General features: G+C 68.5%; 17 protein-coding genes. 12 read left to right on the top strand and 5 right to left on the bottom strand.

Annotation, left to right across the window (positions count from 1 at the left end; translation table 11 throughout):
• Positions 1 to 148 precede the first annotated feature (148 nt).
• The 6 genes from ACWDA7_RS31810 to ACWDA7_RS31785 all read left to right on the top strand — a co-directional run bounded on the left by ACWDA7_RS31810 (position 149) and on the right by ACWDA7_RS31785 (position 6,875).
• A complete protein-coding gene (locus ACWDA7_RS31810) occupies positions 149 to 331 on the top strand; it encodes a hypothetical protein (protein WP_450608623.1) in 183 nt (60 codons plus the stop codon).
• Positions 331 to 756 (top strand): TadE/TadG family type IV pilus assembly protein, encoded by a 426-nt coding sequence (locus ACWDA7_RS31805; protein WP_450608589.1) that lies wholly within the window; start codon positions 331 to 333, stop codon positions 754 to 756. Before ACWDA7_RS31810 ends, ACWDA7_RS31805 begins: the two co-directional genes overlap by 1 nt.
• Positions 753 to 1,214, top strand: coding sequence for a TadE family protein (locus tag ACWDA7_RS31800; RefSeq protein WP_450608588.1), 462 nt, complete (start codon positions 753 to 755; stop codon positions 1,212 to 1,214). The genes ACWDA7_RS31805 and ACWDA7_RS31800 overlap by 4 nt, the downstream gene beginning before the upstream one ends.
• The gene (locus ACWDA7_RS31795; RefSeq protein ID WP_450608586.1) at positions 1,214 to 1,666 is read left to right on the top strand and encodes a pilus assembly protein TadG-related protein; all 453 of its coding nucleotides are present in this window, start codon (positions 1,214 to 1,216) and stop codon (positions 1,664 to 1,666) included. The genes ACWDA7_RS31800 and ACWDA7_RS31795 overlap by 1 nt, the downstream gene beginning before the upstream one ends.
• Positions 1,666 to 5,127 (top strand): LysM peptidoglycan-binding domain-containing protein, encoded by a 3,462-nt coding sequence (locus ACWDA7_RS31790; RefSeq protein ID WP_450608584.1) that lies wholly within the window; start codon positions 1,666 to 1,668, stop codon positions 5,125 to 5,127. Before ACWDA7_RS31795 ends, ACWDA7_RS31790 begins: the two co-directional genes overlap by 1 nt.
• Positions 5,128 to 5,282: 155 nt before the next feature.
• Positions 5,283 to 6,875, top strand: coding sequence for a DUF2637 domain-containing protein (locus ACWDA7_RS31785; RefSeq protein WP_450608621.1), 1,593 nt, complete (start codon positions 5,283 to 5,285; stop codon positions 6,873 to 6,875).
• 84 nt (positions 6,876 to 6,959) lie between these two features.
• On the opposite strand, the gene ACWDA7_RS31780 is transcribed toward ACWDA7_RS31785, so the two are convergent.
• Positions 6,960 to 7,811, bottom strand: coding sequence for a helix-turn-helix domain-containing protein (locus ACWDA7_RS31780; RefSeq protein WP_450608583.1), 852 nt, complete (start codon positions 7,809 to 7,811; stop codon positions 6,960 to 6,962).
• Between the two features lie 12 nt (positions 7,812 to 7,823).
• Positions 7,824 to 8,576: a DUF6879 family protein gene (locus ACWDA7_RS31775; protein ID WP_450608581.1), complete on the bottom strand. Its 753-nt coding sequence runs from the start codon at positions 8,574 to 8,576 to the stop codon at positions 7,824 to 7,826.
• A 173-nt stretch (positions 8,577 to 8,749) separates the two neighbouring features.
• Between ACWDA7_RS31775 and ACWDA7_RS31770 the strand changes: the two genes are divergently transcribed.
• From ACWDA7_RS31770 to ACWDA7_RS31760, 3 genes are read left to right on the top strand one after another with little or no spacing between them, the layout of a single operon-like run.
• Complete coding sequence (locus ACWDA7_RS31770; protein WP_450608579.1) at positions 8,750 to 8,953, top strand: hypothetical protein; 204 nt, start codon at positions 8,750 to 8,752, stop codon at positions 8,951 to 8,953.
• Entirely contained in the window at positions 8,953 to 9,186 is a 234-nt protein-coding gene (locus tag ACWDA7_RS31765) for a hypothetical protein (protein ID WP_450608577.1), read from the top strand. The genes ACWDA7_RS31770 and ACWDA7_RS31765 overlap by 1 nt, the downstream gene beginning before the upstream one ends.
• Positions 9,183 to 9,401 carry a hypothetical protein gene (locus ACWDA7_RS31760; protein WP_450608575.1) on the top strand — a complete coding sequence of 73 codons (219 nt, stop codon included), beginning with the start codon at positions 9,183 to 9,185 and terminating at the stop codon, positions 9,399 to 9,401. The genes ACWDA7_RS31765 and ACWDA7_RS31760 overlap by 4 nt, the downstream gene beginning before the upstream one ends.
• A gap of 848 nt (positions 9,402 to 10,249) precedes the next feature.
• Here the strand turns inward: ACWDA7_RS31760 and ACWDA7_RS31755 are convergent.
• The 3 genes from ACWDA7_RS31755 to ACWDA7_RS31745 form a co-directional block, all read right to left on the bottom strand.
• The gene (locus tag ACWDA7_RS31755; protein WP_450608573.1) at positions 10,250 to 10,399 is read right to left on the bottom strand and encodes a hypothetical protein; all 150 of its coding nucleotides are present in this window, start codon (positions 10,397 to 10,399) and stop codon (positions 10,250 to 10,252) included.
• 262 nt (positions 10,400 to 10,661) lie between these two features.
• Positions 10,662 to 11,294, bottom strand: a complete 633-nt coding sequence (locus ACWDA7_RS31750) for a TetR/AcrR family transcriptional regulator (RefSeq protein ID WP_450608572.1) — start codon at positions 11,292 to 11,294, stop codon at positions 10,662 to 10,664.
• Between the two features lie 194 nt (positions 11,295 to 11,488).
• Positions 11,489 to 12,142, bottom strand: coding sequence for a TetR/AcrR family transcriptional regulator (locus tag ACWDA7_RS31745; protein ID WP_450608570.1), 654 nt, complete (start codon positions 12,140 to 12,142; stop codon positions 11,489 to 11,491).
• A 107-nt stretch (positions 12,143 to 12,249) separates the two neighbouring features.
• Between ACWDA7_RS31745 and ACWDA7_RS31740 the strand changes: the two genes are divergently transcribed.
• The 3 genes from ACWDA7_RS31740 to ACWDA7_RS31730 all read left to right on the top strand — a co-directional run.
• Entirely contained in the window at positions 12,250 to 12,582 is a 333-nt protein-coding gene (locus ACWDA7_RS31740) for an EthD domain-containing protein (RefSeq protein ID WP_450608568.1), read from the top strand.
• Positions 12,583 to 12,660: 78 nt separating this feature from the next.
• On the top strand, positions 12,661 to 14,067 hold the full coding sequence (locus ACWDA7_RS31735) for a class I adenylate-forming enzyme family protein (RefSeq protein WP_450608566.1): 1,407 nt from the start codon (positions 12,661 to 12,663) through the stop codon (positions 14,065 to 14,067).
• A 553-nt stretch (positions 14,068 to 14,620) separates the two neighbouring features.
• Positions 14,621 to 15,233, top strand: a 613-nt coding sequence (locus ACWDA7_RS31730; protein WP_450608619.1) for a transposase, incomplete at its 3' end; no start/stop codon positions are given.

Raw genomic sequence — 15,233 nt, 5'->3', positions numbered from 1 at the left:
GGTACAGATCATGAAGTACATCGCAGCCCGCACCCGCCGTGCTGTGCTCCGCGCGACCACGCACCCGCACACCGGCCCGTACGGCGCGTCCCGCGGACCGGGGCGTGGCCGCCGAGGAGCGCGCACCTGGGCACACGCGAATCGTGCGATCCTCCGGCTGACCACCCGAGTGCAGGAGGGCCTTCAGGAGGCCGCCCGCCGTCCGGACCGCGGCGACATCTCCACCACGACCGTCATCATCTGGGTGGCCGCCGTCACCGGTGCCGTCCTGATCGCAGGGACCATCGCCGTCGTCATCGCCAAGTACAACGGCCAGCTCGCCGGCCTGTGATGGCCTATCCGGAGGGGCTGAAAGCCTGGTGGCGGGAGCGGGGATGGCGCGACGACCGCGGGGACACCTCCATCCAGATGGCGATCGTCTTCCCGTTCGTGCTGCTCGCCACCGTCGCCGTCATCCAGGCCTCCATGTGGTACTACGCGCGGCAGATCGCCCTGACCGCCGCCCGCGAAGGCGCCAGCGCGGCCCGCTCCTATCAAGCGAGCCCGGGCGACGGTGCGGCCCGGGCGCGGGAAGTGCTCGGTCGGACAGCAGGAGACAGTCTGCTCAGCTACAGCGTCTTTGCCGGCAGCAGCGGGCAGCGGGTGCAGGTCCAGGTGTCTGGGAGGGCCCAGTCGATGATCCCCGGCCTGTCAGGCCTCAAGATCACGCAGTCGGCGTCCGGTCCGGTGGAGCGCTGGACGGTCCCAGGGAGGTGACCCACGTGCGATACACGGCCCGTTGGGCCCGTGCGGTTCAAAGTGATGAGGGCAGTGCCGCGGTGGAGGCTGCCATCATCCTTCCGTCGCTGATCATGTTCCTGTGTCTGGCCATTGCAGGGGGCCGTCTGGTCACGTCCGGTGCGAAGATCGACGCTGCGGCGGAGGATGCCGCGCGGGAGGCGTCGATTCACCGCACGGCGGCCGCCGCCCAGGACGCCGCCCACGCGGCAGCCTCGCAGTCCCTGGACGACCAGGGCATCAAGTGCGCCTCCATCAGCGTCAGCGTGAACACAGGGGGCCTCAATGTGCCGGTGGGCCAGGTCGGAACGGTCACCGCGACGGTTCGCTGCACGGTCAATCTGTCGGACCTGCTGCTGCCCGGCGTGCCAGGGGCCCGCACGCTCACCTCGACCGCAACCTCCGTAGTTGATCAGTACAGGCAGCGGGGGGACTGATGGCCTGCCGTTGGATTGCCGTGCGCCGGAAGCGGCTTGACGACCGTGGCGGCGTCACCGTGTTCGTGGCCGTGTGTGTCGTCGCGCTGATCGGGATCATCGGCATCGCGGTCGACGGCGGAAGCAAGATGCGCGCCACGGAACGCGCCGACTACATCGCCGGCGAGGCCGCCCGGGCCGGCGGGCAGGCCATCGACCCAGCCCAGGCCGTCACCGGCCAGGCGATCGTTGTCGATCCGCAGGCCGCGCAGGCCGCCGCCCAGGCCTATCTGCACGCCGCCAGCGCCGCCGGCACCGTCAGCGTCTCCGCGGACGGCAAGACGCTCACCGTCACCGTCAACGACTCCTACGCCACGAAGTTCCTGTCCGCGGTCGGGATCAGCAGTCTCGAGGTGACCGGTCATGGCAAGGCGACGCTCCTGCACGGCGTCACCGCACCCGAAGGAAATTGATGCGCACCATCCACTCCCCTACCTCAGGCTCCGCCGTGGCACGGGTCCTCAAGGCCGTGGTCAGTCTGCTGGTCTTGATCGGCGCGGTCGGCGGCCTGCCGCTTCTGCTGGCCTGGGTCACCCCCGTCATCTGGGCCTCCAGCCATGACGATCTCGCGCACCTGCTGGATAGGCAGGACACCGGTTCGCTGTTCTTGCTGCTGCTCGCCTGCGTGGGGTGGGTCGGATGGGCTCAGTTCGCGTTCTGCGCGGTACGGGAGCTGATGGCCCAGTTGCGCGGCCGGACGTGGCACGCGCCCCGAGGCTTGGGCGCCTCCCAGCGCGCCGCGGCCGCACTGATCGGCGGCATTCTGGTCCTGCTGCCCACCAGCTCGGCGCTGGCCTCCCCAGCCCAGGCCGCACCGTCCACGAGCGCGGCCCGCGTGCCCGGACAGGCCCAGGCACAGCAGCCCGCAGACACACACCAGGGGGTGGCCTCAGCTACCAGCGCGACGGAATCCCGCACCTACACAGTGCGCCAGGTACGGCCGGCGCAGAGCCTGTGGAGTATCGCCGACAAGGAGCTCGGCGACGGCGAGCGGTGGCGGGAGATCGCCGCGCTCAACGAGGGCCGCGTCATGGGCGACGGCCAGGTCTTTCGGGCCAACAGCTTTCTGCAGCCCGGCTGGGAGCTGCAGATGCCCGAGCCGTCGGCCGGGCACGCGCCGTCCGCGCTTGCCAGCGGGGCTCGTACGCAGCTGGGCGAGAGGGCGGCCGCCGCTTCCGAGCAGGACGAGCACGTGGTCACCGTGCACGCGGGCGACTACCTGTCGAAGATCGCCAAGGACGAACTCGGAGACGGCGACGCGTGGCCGAAGCTGTTCGAGGCCAGCCGGGGCAAGACCCAGCCGCACGGCCTGCCCGACATCACCGACCCGGACGTGATCTACGCGGGGCAGCAGATCACAGTCCCGGGTGCCACATCCGGCCAGCACGAGCGCCCCAGGGATGACGACCCGGCCATCGGAACGGGCAGCCGGCCGCACGCGCCCCTGGCCACCGAAGTCCCGCACCATGGCCAGGAGGAGGACAACGCGCCGACTGCCTCGCCGAGTGTGTCAGCCACACCCGCGCCGGAGTCGTCCGCGCCCAGCGAGCAGGCCAGCCACCCCAGCGAGGCGGCTAGCCCCGACCAGGGCCAGCGGCACGCTGCTGCGCCCACGACATCCGGCCCCAGCCCCAGCCCCAGCGCAGCCGAGTCGGCCGCACCGTCGCACGCCCTCGCGTCCCCCACCGCGGCCGCCTCGCAGGAACCGGCGTCGCACCCGGCGAGCAGCCCGCTGCAGCTGCGCACCGTGCTGGGCGCGGGAGCACTCCTGGCGGCCGCGATCACCGGGGCCCTCACGGTGCGGCGCGTGCTGCAGCGCCGCCGTCGCCAGCCCGGAGAGAAGATCGTCATCGCGCCGGAGACCTCCCCCGCGGAGGCGAAGCTCGCGGCGGCCGCCGAACCGGCCGGTGCCGCCCGCCTGGACCGGGCGCTGCGCACCCTCGCGCACCTGGCCGAACAGAACGGTGAACAGGTGCCCGGGCTGCGGGCCGCGCGGATCGGGGCCCGCTTCCTTCACGTGCTCCCGGAGGACCTCTCTCAGGAGCCCCGGGCGCCGTTCACGACGGGGCAGGCCGGTTGGTGGCGGCTGGCCGGCGACGCCGAGCTCCTGGACGAGGACGAGGCCCAAGGCGTGTCAGCGCCGTACCCCGGCCTGGTCACGGTGGGCAGCACCGCCTCCGACGACCTCGTGCTCGCCAACCTCGCTTCTCTGCCCGCCCTGTTGCTGGACGGCAACCCGGTGCACATCACCGAGGTGTGCACGTCGCTGGCCCTGGAGCTGGGCATGAGCCCGTGGGCGGCCGACGTCGAAGTAGTCACCATCGGGTTCGGCGAGGACCTGCCGCAGCTGCTGCCGACCTGCCGCATCGCGCACATGCGGCAGCCGGCGCACGCGCTGCGTGACCTGACCGAGCGGCTGCTGGAAGCCCACCAGATGCCCGAGACCGCGCACCAGCCGTATCTGCTGCTGTGCGCGGCCGTCATGGACCCGGACACCGCGTGGGAGTTCGCCGACGTGATCGACAAGGCGGGCCGCCTTCCGGTCACGCTGGTCGCCCCGGCGAGCTCTGCGGCGGCGCACTTCCCCCAAGCTGAGGTCCTCAACGCCTCCGTCAGCACGCCGCAGCCCTTCGACTACCTCGGTCACGAGATCACGGTGCAGCGCCTGGAGCATGCCGCCTACCAGCAGATCACCGCGGCGCTCGCTCTGTCCGGGCAGCCCGCCCAGGAGGCCGAGGGGCCCTGGCAGGAGGTTCCAGACGAACTCGGCGTTGAGGCACCGCCCGAGCCGGATCAGGCAGAGGAGCCGGCGGCCGCAGAAGCCAGCGCGGAGAGCGATACGTGCGCGCCGATGTCTGTCGGAGCGAACGGGGGTGACGGTGAGGTGTTCCCGGCCTTGCTGGCGGCCTCCGCTGATCCATCCTCGCTGCGGCTCTGGCCCGGCACCCCGCCCCGTAGCCGGACTGACGGCGGCGATGGCGACGAAGAACACAACCCAGCAACCACACAGGCGCCGGAGACCGATCCGGCGCAGACCGCACCCGAAAAGGCTCCACGCTCCCCGGCCCGGGAGCCTGACCACGCCACGGCCGGCGACAAGGAGTTTGGGGCGCACGACCTGAACGCGCCGGAGATCCGGGTGCTGGGACCGGTTCAGGTGGACCGGGTCGGCCATAGTGGCCACGGCCCGCGCATCGCCCAGCTCGCCGCGCTCATGTTCTTCCGCCCCGGACGTACCGCCGACGCGCTGTGCGCCGACATGGACCCCCTCAACCCCTGGTCGCCAGCCACCCTCAACGCCCGCCTGCAAGGGCTGCGGCGCGCCCTGGGCAACGACGCCGCCGGCAACGCCTACGTGCCACGCCGCCGCAGCGGCGACGACCCCTACCTCCTGGCCCCCGCCGTGCGCTGCGACTGGAACACCTTCCTCCACCTCGCCGAGCGGGCCCTCCCGCAGGCCGCGGCCGGACTGCCGGACCTGGAAAAGGCACTGTCCCTCGTACGCGGCCGCCCCTTCGGCACCCGACCGCCGCCGTGGGCCGAGCCCTACCAGCAGGAGATGATCACCCGGATCATCGACGTCGCCCACACCGTGGCCACCTACCGCACCCCGGCCAGCCCGCACCATGACCTCAGCGCCGCCCGGCAGGCCATCGCGACAGGGCTTGAGGTGGATGAGACAGCCGAGCTGTTGTACCGCGACTGGATGAAAATCGAATGGGCGGCCGGGAACCGGTCCGGGCTGCACACGGCGATCTCCCGCGTCCAGCAAGTCAACCGGATGCTGGATGTCTCGCTCGAGATCGAAACCGAGCAACTCATCAACGACCTCCTCGGCAAGCACACGCACACGCCGCAGGTTGAGGCCCTATGACCCCCATCGAACCAGCGCGCTTCACGCTGCCCCGACACAACTGGCCGGCCCCTCAACGTCAGACCGTGGCGAAGGGCAGTCCATCCCACCCCACGGGTAGCAAAACGCCATCGGCCGCACCGCCGGCGCTACCTGTGTTCACCCGCGTCCAGCGCATGCTGATCGGCGTGGTCGTCTCCGGGGCCGTCATCATCGCCGGGATCGGCTTCGCGGGTTCATACGCGGCCGTCCGCGAGCTGGCCATCAAGAAGGGGTTCGGGAACTTCGCTTACGTCTTCCCGGTCGGCATCGACGCGGGCATCTGCGTCCTGCTGGCCCTGGACCTGCTGCTGACCTGGATCCGCATCCCCTTCCCGCTCCTGCGGCAGACGGCGTGGCTGCTGACGGCGGCGACGATCGCGTTCAACGGCGCGGCGGCCTGGCCCGACCCGCTGGGCGTGGGCATGCACGCGGTGATCCCGGTGCTGTTCGTGGTCGCCGTCGAGGCGGCACGCCACGCGATCGGCCGGATCGCGGACATCACGGCGGACAAGCACATGGAGGGCGTCCGCCTTACCCGCTGGCTGCTCTCCCCCGTCCCCACGTTCCTGCTCTGGCGCCGCATGAAGCTGTGGGAGCTGCGCTCCTACGACCAGATCATCAAGCTGGAGCAGGAACGTCTCGTCTACCAGGCCCGCCTGCGCTCCCGCTTCGGCCGCGCCTGGCGCCGCAAAGCCCCGGTGGACTCGCTCATGCCCCTGAGGCTGGCGAAGTACGGCGTCCCGCTGATGGACACGGCCCCGGCGGCACCAGGTATCGAACCTGTGCAAGGTCCAGGCACTACCCCATCGGTCCTCGCCCCGGCGCACAGGCAACGTCGCGGACTTAAGGCGGCTGGTGCCGACTCCCCACAGTCAGCGGCACAGTCATGGGGCGACGGCCTGCCGCCCACAACGCCCGCCTCGGCTCCAGGACCTGACTTGTTATCAAGCCCGCGGCGCACGGACGAGGAAGCCGCCAAGGAGCTTGCCGGCGCCCACCTCACCCACGCACGAAAGCACCCCACTCAGCCCGACGCCGCTCTGGCCGCTCCCGTGTACGAGCAAGACGGCACCACGGCCGCCGGCGCACCACCTGCCACGAACAAGGACCAAGAAGCGCTCGTCGTGGATTTCCAAGAACGCGCGACGAACACCGGCACTGCATCGCCAGCCGCAAGGGTTACTGCCGACCCTGCGGTGCAGGCACCACACGAGTCCGTCGCCGCCGAGGAAGACCCCGAGCCGATACCCTCCGACACAGGCACGCACGCCACGCACGCCACGAAGGAGAAGCGCCGCCCGCACATGAAGGCCACTATCGACGGGCACTCACCCCACACGTCGGCTGAAGAAGGGGACCTCACCCTCGTCGACCGCTACTACCTCGCGTGGAGGAAGTACCAAACGCAGCACGGCGACGAACCCACCGGCCAGAAGCTGTCTGCCTATCTCGCCGACAGGGGCATGCACGGCCGAAGCGGAAAGCCCATCAGTCCCTCCACTCTGCGCCGCTACTTTCTGTCCTTCCGGCTCTACACGATCTGGGCCGAGCACCGGGTAGGCGGCAGTACACCGGCGTTGGACGCCATCGCGCACGACTGCGCAGTCCACGGGGTCACCGCCCAGTACAACAAGCCCCTCACCGTCCACGACATCAGCGAGCACGTCGACGACTTCGAACGACGCTGGCGGTCCCTCACCCAGCACCACGCCAACGCCCAGCAATAACACGTCGACGTTTGGCGCCCATCGCGAGAGTCAGGGGACTCTCAGGCCCTTTAGCGGCCCAGGAAGGCCGTCGGCGGGGTGCTGTCACCGCGCGTTCAGAGATCGTCGAGCCGCGTTGATGACGTTGTGGGCGTCGGCCCCGTACACGGCGGACTCCCGGAGGGTCTTCCAGACCTTCGTGTACAGGGCGACGTTGTCGGCGTCGTCCAGCCACAGTTCCGCATGCCAGTCCTCCGCGACAACGAGACGGTCATCAAGGACCCAGAAACCGTTGGCGGGCACGATCTTCACGGAAGCGGTGAACGGAATGATGCCCAACTCGACCGTGTCCATGCCGATCATGCCGGTCAGCCGGTCGAGCTGTGCGCCCAGTACCGAGGGAGGGCAGATCAGTGACCGCAACGCGGCCTCCCACATCAGCACGTGGAGCTTGCGGCCGGACCGGTACAGCCACTCTTGGCGTTGTACCCGGGCGCGCACGGCGTCCTCGATGTCGCTCGCCGAACCCAGCAGTTCCGCGTAGCGCCGGATGACGTGGCGTGCGTACTCGGGGGTCTGCATCAGACCGGCGACCACCGACTCCTCCCACACCCATATTTCGGAGGTGCGTTCGATCTCCTTGCTCAGGCTCTCGTGGAGGGGCTTGAAGCCGTTCGCCAGGGCTCGGCGCCACGACCTGATGTGGGACTCGAATCCGGCAAGTCTCGCCGCGAGTTCGGGGTACACATCCGGCTGCTCGGTCGCGTCGGCCCACGCTCGGAGGTCCTCGGGGGTGGCCGTCTGCTTGCCGTTCTCCAGCTTGCTGACCTTGGAGCCCGGCCAGCCGAGCCGCTGTGCGAGTTGCTGACCGGTGAGCCGGCCACCGGGGCACGAGAAGCGGAGTTCGCGAAGTCGCGCCCCCAACGCTGCCCGTGCCTGCTGGTAGTCAGTGCTCACCGGTCACACGCTCTACTCGGTCGTGGCCACCTGCGCGGCGAACTGGTCGTACGGCACGGCGTGGTGCACGGCCGCGTCACGTGCGATGGAGTACCGCACGACCTCCGCAGGTTCCGTGATCACTTCGATGCTGAGCAGGTTGTCGTCGTTGTCGAAGTGCAGCAGGGCGACGAGGCGCGAGTCGAAGATCCAGAAGTCCTCGGCGGGCAGACTGGCCCGTTCCGCGTCCTGGCGCCACAGATAGCGGATGTCCTCCCCGACGGCCGCGTTGTGGCGGGCGTAGTCGAGCAGGAACAGCTGTTCCGTGGTGGGCGGGTTGTCGGCGATGCGGACACGACCGACCCGCTTGCCAGCGTCCGTCTGGCGCCGGATGTTGATGAACCAGGGCTCGCTGGGGTCGCAGGTCGAAGCGCCGGTGGCCAGGAACGCCTGATAGTCAGGGTCCTGACGGTCAGAGGCGTAGCCGCGGCGCGTCTCCAGGCGCCAGGCGGTGTGTTCGAAGGTCTCGAAGAGGCGCCGGAAGGTGTCCCGGTCGACCAGTTCGGGCACCCGCTCCATCTCCTTCGGCCCCCAGTTCACGAGCAGTTCGCGCGGCACGACCACTGCGGCCTCGTCCGGCCCGAAGTGCTGAAGCTGCGCGAGGTCTGCGGGGTCGGTGACCGGCGTGCCCTGAACGACGATGTCGCCGGTACCGACGTCCGTATGGAGGGCGGGGCAGCCGTCGACCTTGCTGTCCGTGCCGGTGAAGCGTAGCTGACGAGCCATGGACGCTCTCCCTTCCAGGGGCGTTGATCCAATCAGCATGGAGGGGTCCCCAGCTCGGCACTACGGGGTAAGGCGGAGCTCAGGAGAAAACACCAGCAATCTGAGCCACTCATTGAGCAAACTCAAGAAAACAGCATACCGCCAGCCAACTCCCCACTTCTAGCGTCCGGTTCATGGCTACGAAGCAGAAGCGGGACGTCGACCCGTACACGGCAGTGGAAGCCCTGAGAGCAGCGCTGGACGACGCCGGGATCGTCTTCCCCTCCCTGAGGGTCGACCCCGCGTCGCCCGAGCTGAAGCTGGTCGAGCTGGGACAGGTTCGCGCCGACGTGGCTGACCGCCTGGCGAACGCACTCCGGCGAGCGGGTCGCGAGTGATGGCGGAGGGGCATCCGGAAGGCACCCTGGTCGTCGACACCGCGACGACCAAGCTGGGCTACGTCATGGGGCGTGAGGGCCCGTACGTCCAGCTCCGGCCAGTGACCGGCGGACGCGAGTGGGACGCCGACCCCGCTCGCGTCCGCCCCGCAACCGAGGACGAGCGCCTCACGGCCATGCGCGAGCGCACCCGCGCAATGAACTCGTTCAGCAGCGGGGGGATCTTCCAATGAGCGCGACCGTCGACACCTCGACCATGTCCGCCGAGTGCGCCCTGGCCCAGCGTCCGGGCTACAAGGATCTGCACGACGAGTGCCGCCAGACCAAGGACGTGCCGCTGCCCCACGGTGGTGGGATCCTCCTCGTGCGCCGCTGCACCTGCACGCACCACGCCTACAACGGCAAGCCTGCAGCCGCCCCCACTGGCCAGCCGCCCCGAGCAGCCTGAACGAGCGGGTGTCTCGTTCTGATTCCGCCGTATCCCCGATGGCGTAAAACAGGCTCTCCACTGTATATACGGCAGGAGAGCCGATTTTCGCGCCCCAGGCGCAGCACCAGGACTCTGATCGAGTGCACGGTGCGCGGTCGCCCCGGGCGCTTGGGTCGAGAACGGGCCGCGTGGCGGCGTGCGAGAAGGTCGCGGTGCCATCGCAGCACCGTGTCCGGGCGTACCAGCAGCCGCGTCCTCGCAGCACATGCCGTGGCAGCCGGGGCAGCAGCGCCGCCAGGAACGCCCGGTCGGTCGGGGTGAACCGCACCCTCTGCTTGCCGAGTTGGCGTTCCAGCACCGTGATCTGATGACACAGGGCGAGGATCTCCGCGTCCTTGTCCCGGGCGCTCATCGGCAGCAGGCGCAGCAGGCCGAATGCGTTCGTCACGCCCAGGTAGGCAAGTCGTAGCAGCACGGTCGATCATCATGCCGCGGTGTCGACAGCCACGTGAGGATGCCGGCGCGAGCGACCGCGGTCGACATCCCGCACACCGGCTACCACCAGGGCGGATGAGTTTTCGGCAAGGGCAGAGCTACTACGGCAGGCTAGTGCGCACTGCGCGTCAAAGCGGCAGCAGCGGCCAAGGGCCTGGACTGCCATGTGGTGCCGTTGGAGAGCCAGTTCCGCTGCAGTGGCAGCGACGCCTGTGCGTGCCGACAACCCCCGTCCCTCTATGCGACCTGCGCGTATTCGTGGATGAGGCCACCGAAGCGGTACAGACCAGGTCCTGATCACCGCAGAGCGCCACCTGCACCTCGTCGTCGACGAGTACGCCGACCACCACAACGAACACCGGCCTCACCGATCACTCAGACAGCGATGCCTCGAGGGTCTCGACGCGCCCGAACCACCCGCCGTCGATGGCCCATCGCGCGTCATCCGACGCGACCGCCTTGGCGCCCTCATCCACGAGTACGCGCAGATCGCATAGGGTGACGGGATTGTTGGCACGCACAGGCTGCCAGGATGGCCCGTACTGAGGGCATCGAGGCATCCATGGCGAACTACTCGTTTTCGGGATGAAGGTGCCGCCTCCACCGTCCGGGAGGTACTCAAGGAGGCTGGGATCAACTCGGCGCCCCAGCACACGTGCCCCACCTGGACCGGCTTCCTGCGCTCCCGGTCCACAGCGCTGCTCGCCTGCGAGAACAGCCTCGAGCACGCCAACCGCTCATGCTCCCGTACCGGGAAACACCAAGATTCCCAAAAGACTCGGGCTACGAGTCGCGGCGCCTGAGACCGAGAGCCTTGACCCAGACGCTGGTCATCTCCTTGGAGACCCGATCCGCGTCGTAGCTCTCACCGAGCCCCAGCCACGTGTACGTGAAGTTGTCGACCATCGCCACCAGCAAAGCGGCCACGATGTGCGGCGCGAAGTCCGGATCACATAGGCCGGCGCGCTGCCACTGCTCGATGCTGCGCTCGGCACGCACGACGAAGCGGTCACGCACCGATCGGCGCAGCGCTGCGAACTCGTCGTTGAAGGTCGCCACCTGTTCGAGCACCCGCATGGCGCCTGCGTTCTTGCGGTAGGCGACGAAGTACCGCTCGTTGTCGTGGGCGATCAACGCGATGGGGTCCGCGTCGACCGGGCGGCCCTCGCGCAGCATTTCGAGGAAGTCCGCGATCACGTCGTCGAAAACCGCGCGCAGGATGTCTTCCTTCGAGTCGAAGTAGACGTAGAAGGTGCCGTTGGCCGTACCCGCTGCCGCGGTGATGTCAGTGATCCGGGTCTGCAAGAAGCCGAGTTCAGCGAAGACCCTGCCGGCCGCCGCCACCAGCCGCGCACGGGTCGCCGCCCCCTTGCGGGTCAGCTTCACCGGCGATTTGGGGTCGGTCTGGGACTTCATGCCGTCATCTGTACCACGACACGGAAACACGTTCCAACTTCGGGCAGACGTCGACCAGCGCCGCCTCAGGGCCGGCTGGTGGGTACTCGCTGTGAGGTTCCTGGTGCCGATCGAAGCCGATCCGGGCGGATTTCATGCTGCCCCGGAGGCGCTGACGGAGACGAGCTGCGACCGATGGGCCAGGTCGGGCTCGGTCATAACTGCGCGGAATGCGTATGGGCCGCCATGGGGATACGCAGTGCCCGAATCCAGATCTCGTTCATCGCGTGCACCACTTCATCCTCGGGATGCGGCTGGCCGAGTGACAGCCAGTTGTACGCGAAGTTGTCGACCATCGCGACAAGAAGCGCCGCCACGATGCGCGGCGCGAGAGCCGAGCTGCACAGGCCCTCCGCCTGCCACGTTCGGATGCTCCGAGCGGCGCGTTCGACGAACCTTTCTCTGATCGATCGGCGCAACGCCGCCATCTCGTCGTTGAACGTCGCCGCTTGCTCGATCACGCGCATGATGTCGGCGTGTGCCCGGTAGGCCACGACGTACTGGTGGTTGTCGTGCGAGATGACCTCTGCCGGGTCGCGGCTTGCCGAACGCCCTTCCCTGAGAGTTCCCAGGAACCGCCCGACCACCTCGTCGGCGATGGCCATCAGCACCTGCTCCTTCGAGTCGAAGTAGGTGTAGAAGGTGCCGTTGGCCGTACCCGCTGCCGCGGTGATGTCAGTGATCTTGGACTGAAGGAAGCCCCGCTCACTGAACACTCGTTGGGCGGCCTGGATGAGTCGGGCGCGTGTGGCCGCGCCCTTCCTGGTCAGAGCGCCCGATGGGCGCGGCGCCGTGTCGCCTCTGCTCACAACTGGACCTCCCCGCTTCGTTCTGGCTCCAAGTGCGGTGCCTTGACATCGAGTTCAGGATAGCTCCAAAATCAAATCTGACGCCAACTTCAATTCTTGGAGTGCTCATGCTGAAGATCATCGCCATGTTCAACTTCCGCCCGGACATGAGCCGCGAGGAAGCTCAGACCTACTGGAATGAGACGCACAACGACGTCGTCCGCCGCTGCCTGCCCGAATGCCGCAAGTATGTGCAGAACGTGACGATCCCGGTCCGCACCCAGACGTCACAGTTCGACGGCATCTCCGAACTCTGGTTCGATGACATGGACTCGATCCGGCGCTCCTTTTCCGGCCCGCTGAACGACGAGCTGGTCGCGGACGAGGAGAAGTTCGCCGTCAACAAGCAGTGGGTCATCGTGACCGAGAGCAAGGTCTTCGAGCCCCAGGCAGCCCTGTAACGCCGGCGCACTACCTCAGGCCGGCTCACCTTGACCCGGCACACTCACGAGCCGACTCGCTGCGAGAGAAGGACCAGAGTGGAAAGTTCGTTCATCGCTGATCTGTTCGGGCCAAGGTTCGAGCAGCTGACGCTCGGCGAGTGGCACGATCACGAGCAGCAGGAGATCGTCACCGGCAGCGTCCTGCGGCAGCGCGCACTCAACAAAGTCGAGGAGCTACGTGACCGGGGTCTGCGTCCCCACCAGGTAGTGGTCATCCGTGAGGCCACGCCCATCTCGTTCGTGACGAATTACCTGGCTGCCGGCCTCGCCGGCGCTGTGGTGATGCCCATGGAACGAGGCCTGCCCGCGAACGAGGAGGGCCGTCGGCTCGGCATCGCCCGGCCGGCGTTCCTCCTCGAAGGCGACCGCATCACCGACACCGGTGCGGCGGGCGCCCGCCAGGATCTGCCCTCCGAGGTGGCACAGATCTTGTTTACGGGCGGGACGACCGGCGCCCCCAAGGCGGTGCTACACACCCGCGCGGGGCTGGTCTCGAACATCTCCGCCATCATCAAGTGGGCCGAGTTCGGCCCTGGTGATCGCATTCTTGGCACCCTGCCGCTGTTCCACTGCTATGGGGTCAACTGGACCGCCCTCGCCCCGACGCTGACCGGATCGTCGGTCGACGCGTTCGGGCGGCTCTCCACGTCCGCGCTCGCGGATGTGCCGCTCGCGCCCACTGCGTGGCCGACGGTGCCGGCTGCCGTGGAGAGGCTGCTTCGCGTCCCGGTGATGGGCGAAATCGACTGGTCGAAGCTGCGGTTCTGTCTTGTCGGTGGCGCTCCGACCGCCAGCGATCTGTCGGCACGGTTCATGGAGCGAACCGGTCGGCCGGTCCTGAACGGGTACGGCGTGACCGAGGCGACGTCCTTCGTCTGCGGTCCCGATCTTCGGACCTCGGAGCAGGGGCCCGGCGACGTCGGAGCGCCTGTCGCCGGAGTCGAAGTGCGCGGGGGCGCCGTTCATGGGCAGTACGCAGAACTCGAACTGGGTGGTCCTTCGGTGATGGCCGGCTACCTGGACGATCCGGAGGCCACGAGCCGTGCTCTGACGGACGACGGTTGGCTCCGGACAGGGGATCTGTTCGAGCTCACCCTTCAAGGAACCGTCGCGCTCCGCGGACGTCTGAAGACCTTCATCAACCGCGGCGGCGAGAAGATCGACCCTGCGACGGTTGCTGCGGCTGTGAGCCAGCACCCCTCGGTGGTCGAGGCGTACGTGTTCGGCTATCCGGACGACCGGCTCGGTGAGATCGTGGCGTGCGTCGTCGAGCCGGACGGCAGCGCGTCGGAGGACCTGGAGCGGGAGATCCGGGCCTTGGCCTCGGAGCTCCTGGCGTCCTACGCGGTCCCGACCTTGATTCGGGTTGTTCCTCGGCTGCCCCGCAACGCTGTCGGCAAGGTAGTTCCGACGGCGGCTCAGCAACTGCTCGTTTCACCGTAGAAGGACCGGTTCAGCACATAGCCGGGCCCGGTTCGAGGTCATCGACCTGAACCGGGCCCGGCGGCGATTCCGGGCTCCGACAGAGAAGTACCTGGGTGGGTCTCCGGGGGAACGACGGGGAAGAGCCGGTCGAGTATGGCGGCGCTCAGCAGCGCTGGTGGCAGCCAGTCCACGGTCAGTCCCTGCGTGATGTCGTGGGTGTGGAGCAGGGTTCCGGCACGCGCGTCGCTGCGATCCCCTCGGGATCGCACGGACCCCAGTGCGAGGCACGCAGGGTCGGTCTGGATGTGACCAACGCGCTGTTGAGCAGCCCGCCGCAGGCGGTGGCGGCATCCTCCGGTCATCCGGTACATCGAGAACCAGAAGCGCCCGGACTGAGCACGACTCCGTCGTGGGAGCATTTCTAAGCGGTACGGCGGCGCTCCGCGCCGCCGTACTCGGGATGCGAGGAACCCCGGGCGTGAACGACTCCGTTGGGAAATCCGCGAACTGGTGATGCCGAGTGTGCCGGGCTGCCATGATCGTCCTGTTCGCCGATCGAGGGTGGGGCTGGATGTCGCTGGAGCCGCGGGCTGATCGCGGAGTGCCGGAGCTGACTGCGCGGGTGGTGCGGGCTTCGTTTCCGAAGGGGACGCTTGCGGTCCGTGTTCGTGAGGCGCTCGGTCCGTTGTTCGAGGACGAGTCGTTCGCCGAGGCGTTCCCCGGACGGGGGCGGCCGGCGGTCTCGCCCGGGGCATTGGCGCTGGTGTCGGTGCTGCAGTATGCCGAGGGGCTCACCGACCGGCAGGCCGCTGACCAGGTGAGGGCCCGGATGGACTGGAAGTTCCTCCTCGGTCTTGAGCTGGACGACCCGGGGTTTGACTTCTCCGTTCTTTGCGACTTCCGTGCCCGGCTGATCGAGCACGGCCTGGAGGAGAAGGTCCTGGACCTGGTCCTTGAGCGAATCTCTGGGCTCGGGCTGCTGCGCGCGGGGGGCCGTCAGCGGACCGACTCCACCCACGTGCTCGCGGCGGTGCGGACGTTGAACCGGATGGAGTTCGTGGGCGAGACCCTGCGAGCTGCCCTGGAGGTCCTGTCAGCGGCGGCCCCGCAGTGGCTGTCCGCGCTGGTCACCGCGGACTGGGTCAGACGATACGGTGCCCGGATCGACTCCTACCGCTTCCCCA

Source organism: Streptomyces sp. NPDC001156 (genome assembly GCF_053598275.1).
The sequence above is the reverse complement of the archived record's forward strand: the minus strand, read 5'-3'. Positions and strand labels throughout refer to the sequence as shown.

Bases quoted from the DNA above. Each gene is read 5' to 3' on its own strand.
- ACWDA7_RS31805 (WP_450608589.1), top strand. From the start codon at position 331: ATGGCCTATCCGGAGGGGCTGAAAGCCTGGTGGCGGGAGCGGGGATGG.
- ACWDA7_RS31795 (WP_450608586.1), top strand. From the start codon at position 1,214: ATGGCCTGCCGTTGGATTGCCGTGCGCCGGAAGCGGCTTGACGACCGT.
- ACWDA7_RS31790 (WP_450608584.1), top strand. From the start codon at position 1,666: ATGCGCACCATCCACTCCCCTACCTCAGGCTCCGCCGTGGCACGGGTC.
- ACWDA7_RS31785 (WP_450608621.1), top strand. From the start codon at position 5,283: ATGCTGATCGGCGTGGTCGTCTCCGGGGCCGTCATCATCGCCGGGATC.
- ACWDA7_RS31775 (WP_450608581.1), bottom strand. From the start codon at position 8,576: ATGGCTCGTCAGCTACGCTTCACCGGCACGGACAGCAAGGTCGACGGC.
- ACWDA7_RS31770 (WP_450608579.1), top strand. From the start codon at position 8,750: ATGGCTACGAAGCAGAAGCGGGACGTCGACCCGTACACGGCAGTGGAA.
- ACWDA7_RS31765 (WP_450608577.1), top strand. From the start codon at position 8,953: ATGGCGGAGGGGCATCCGGAAGGCACCCTGGTCGTCGACACCGCGACG.
- ACWDA7_RS31760 (WP_450608575.1), top strand. From the start codon at position 9,183: ATGAGCGCGACCGTCGACACCTCGACCATGTCCGCCGAGTGCGCCCTG.
- ACWDA7_RS31750 (WP_450608572.1), bottom strand. From the start codon at position 11,294: ATGAAGTCCCAGACCGACCCCAAATCGCCGGTGAAGCTGACCCGCAAG.
- ACWDA7_RS31740 (WP_450608568.1), top strand. From the start codon at position 12,250: ATGCTGAAGATCATCGCCATGTTCAACTTCCGCCCGGACATGAGCCGC.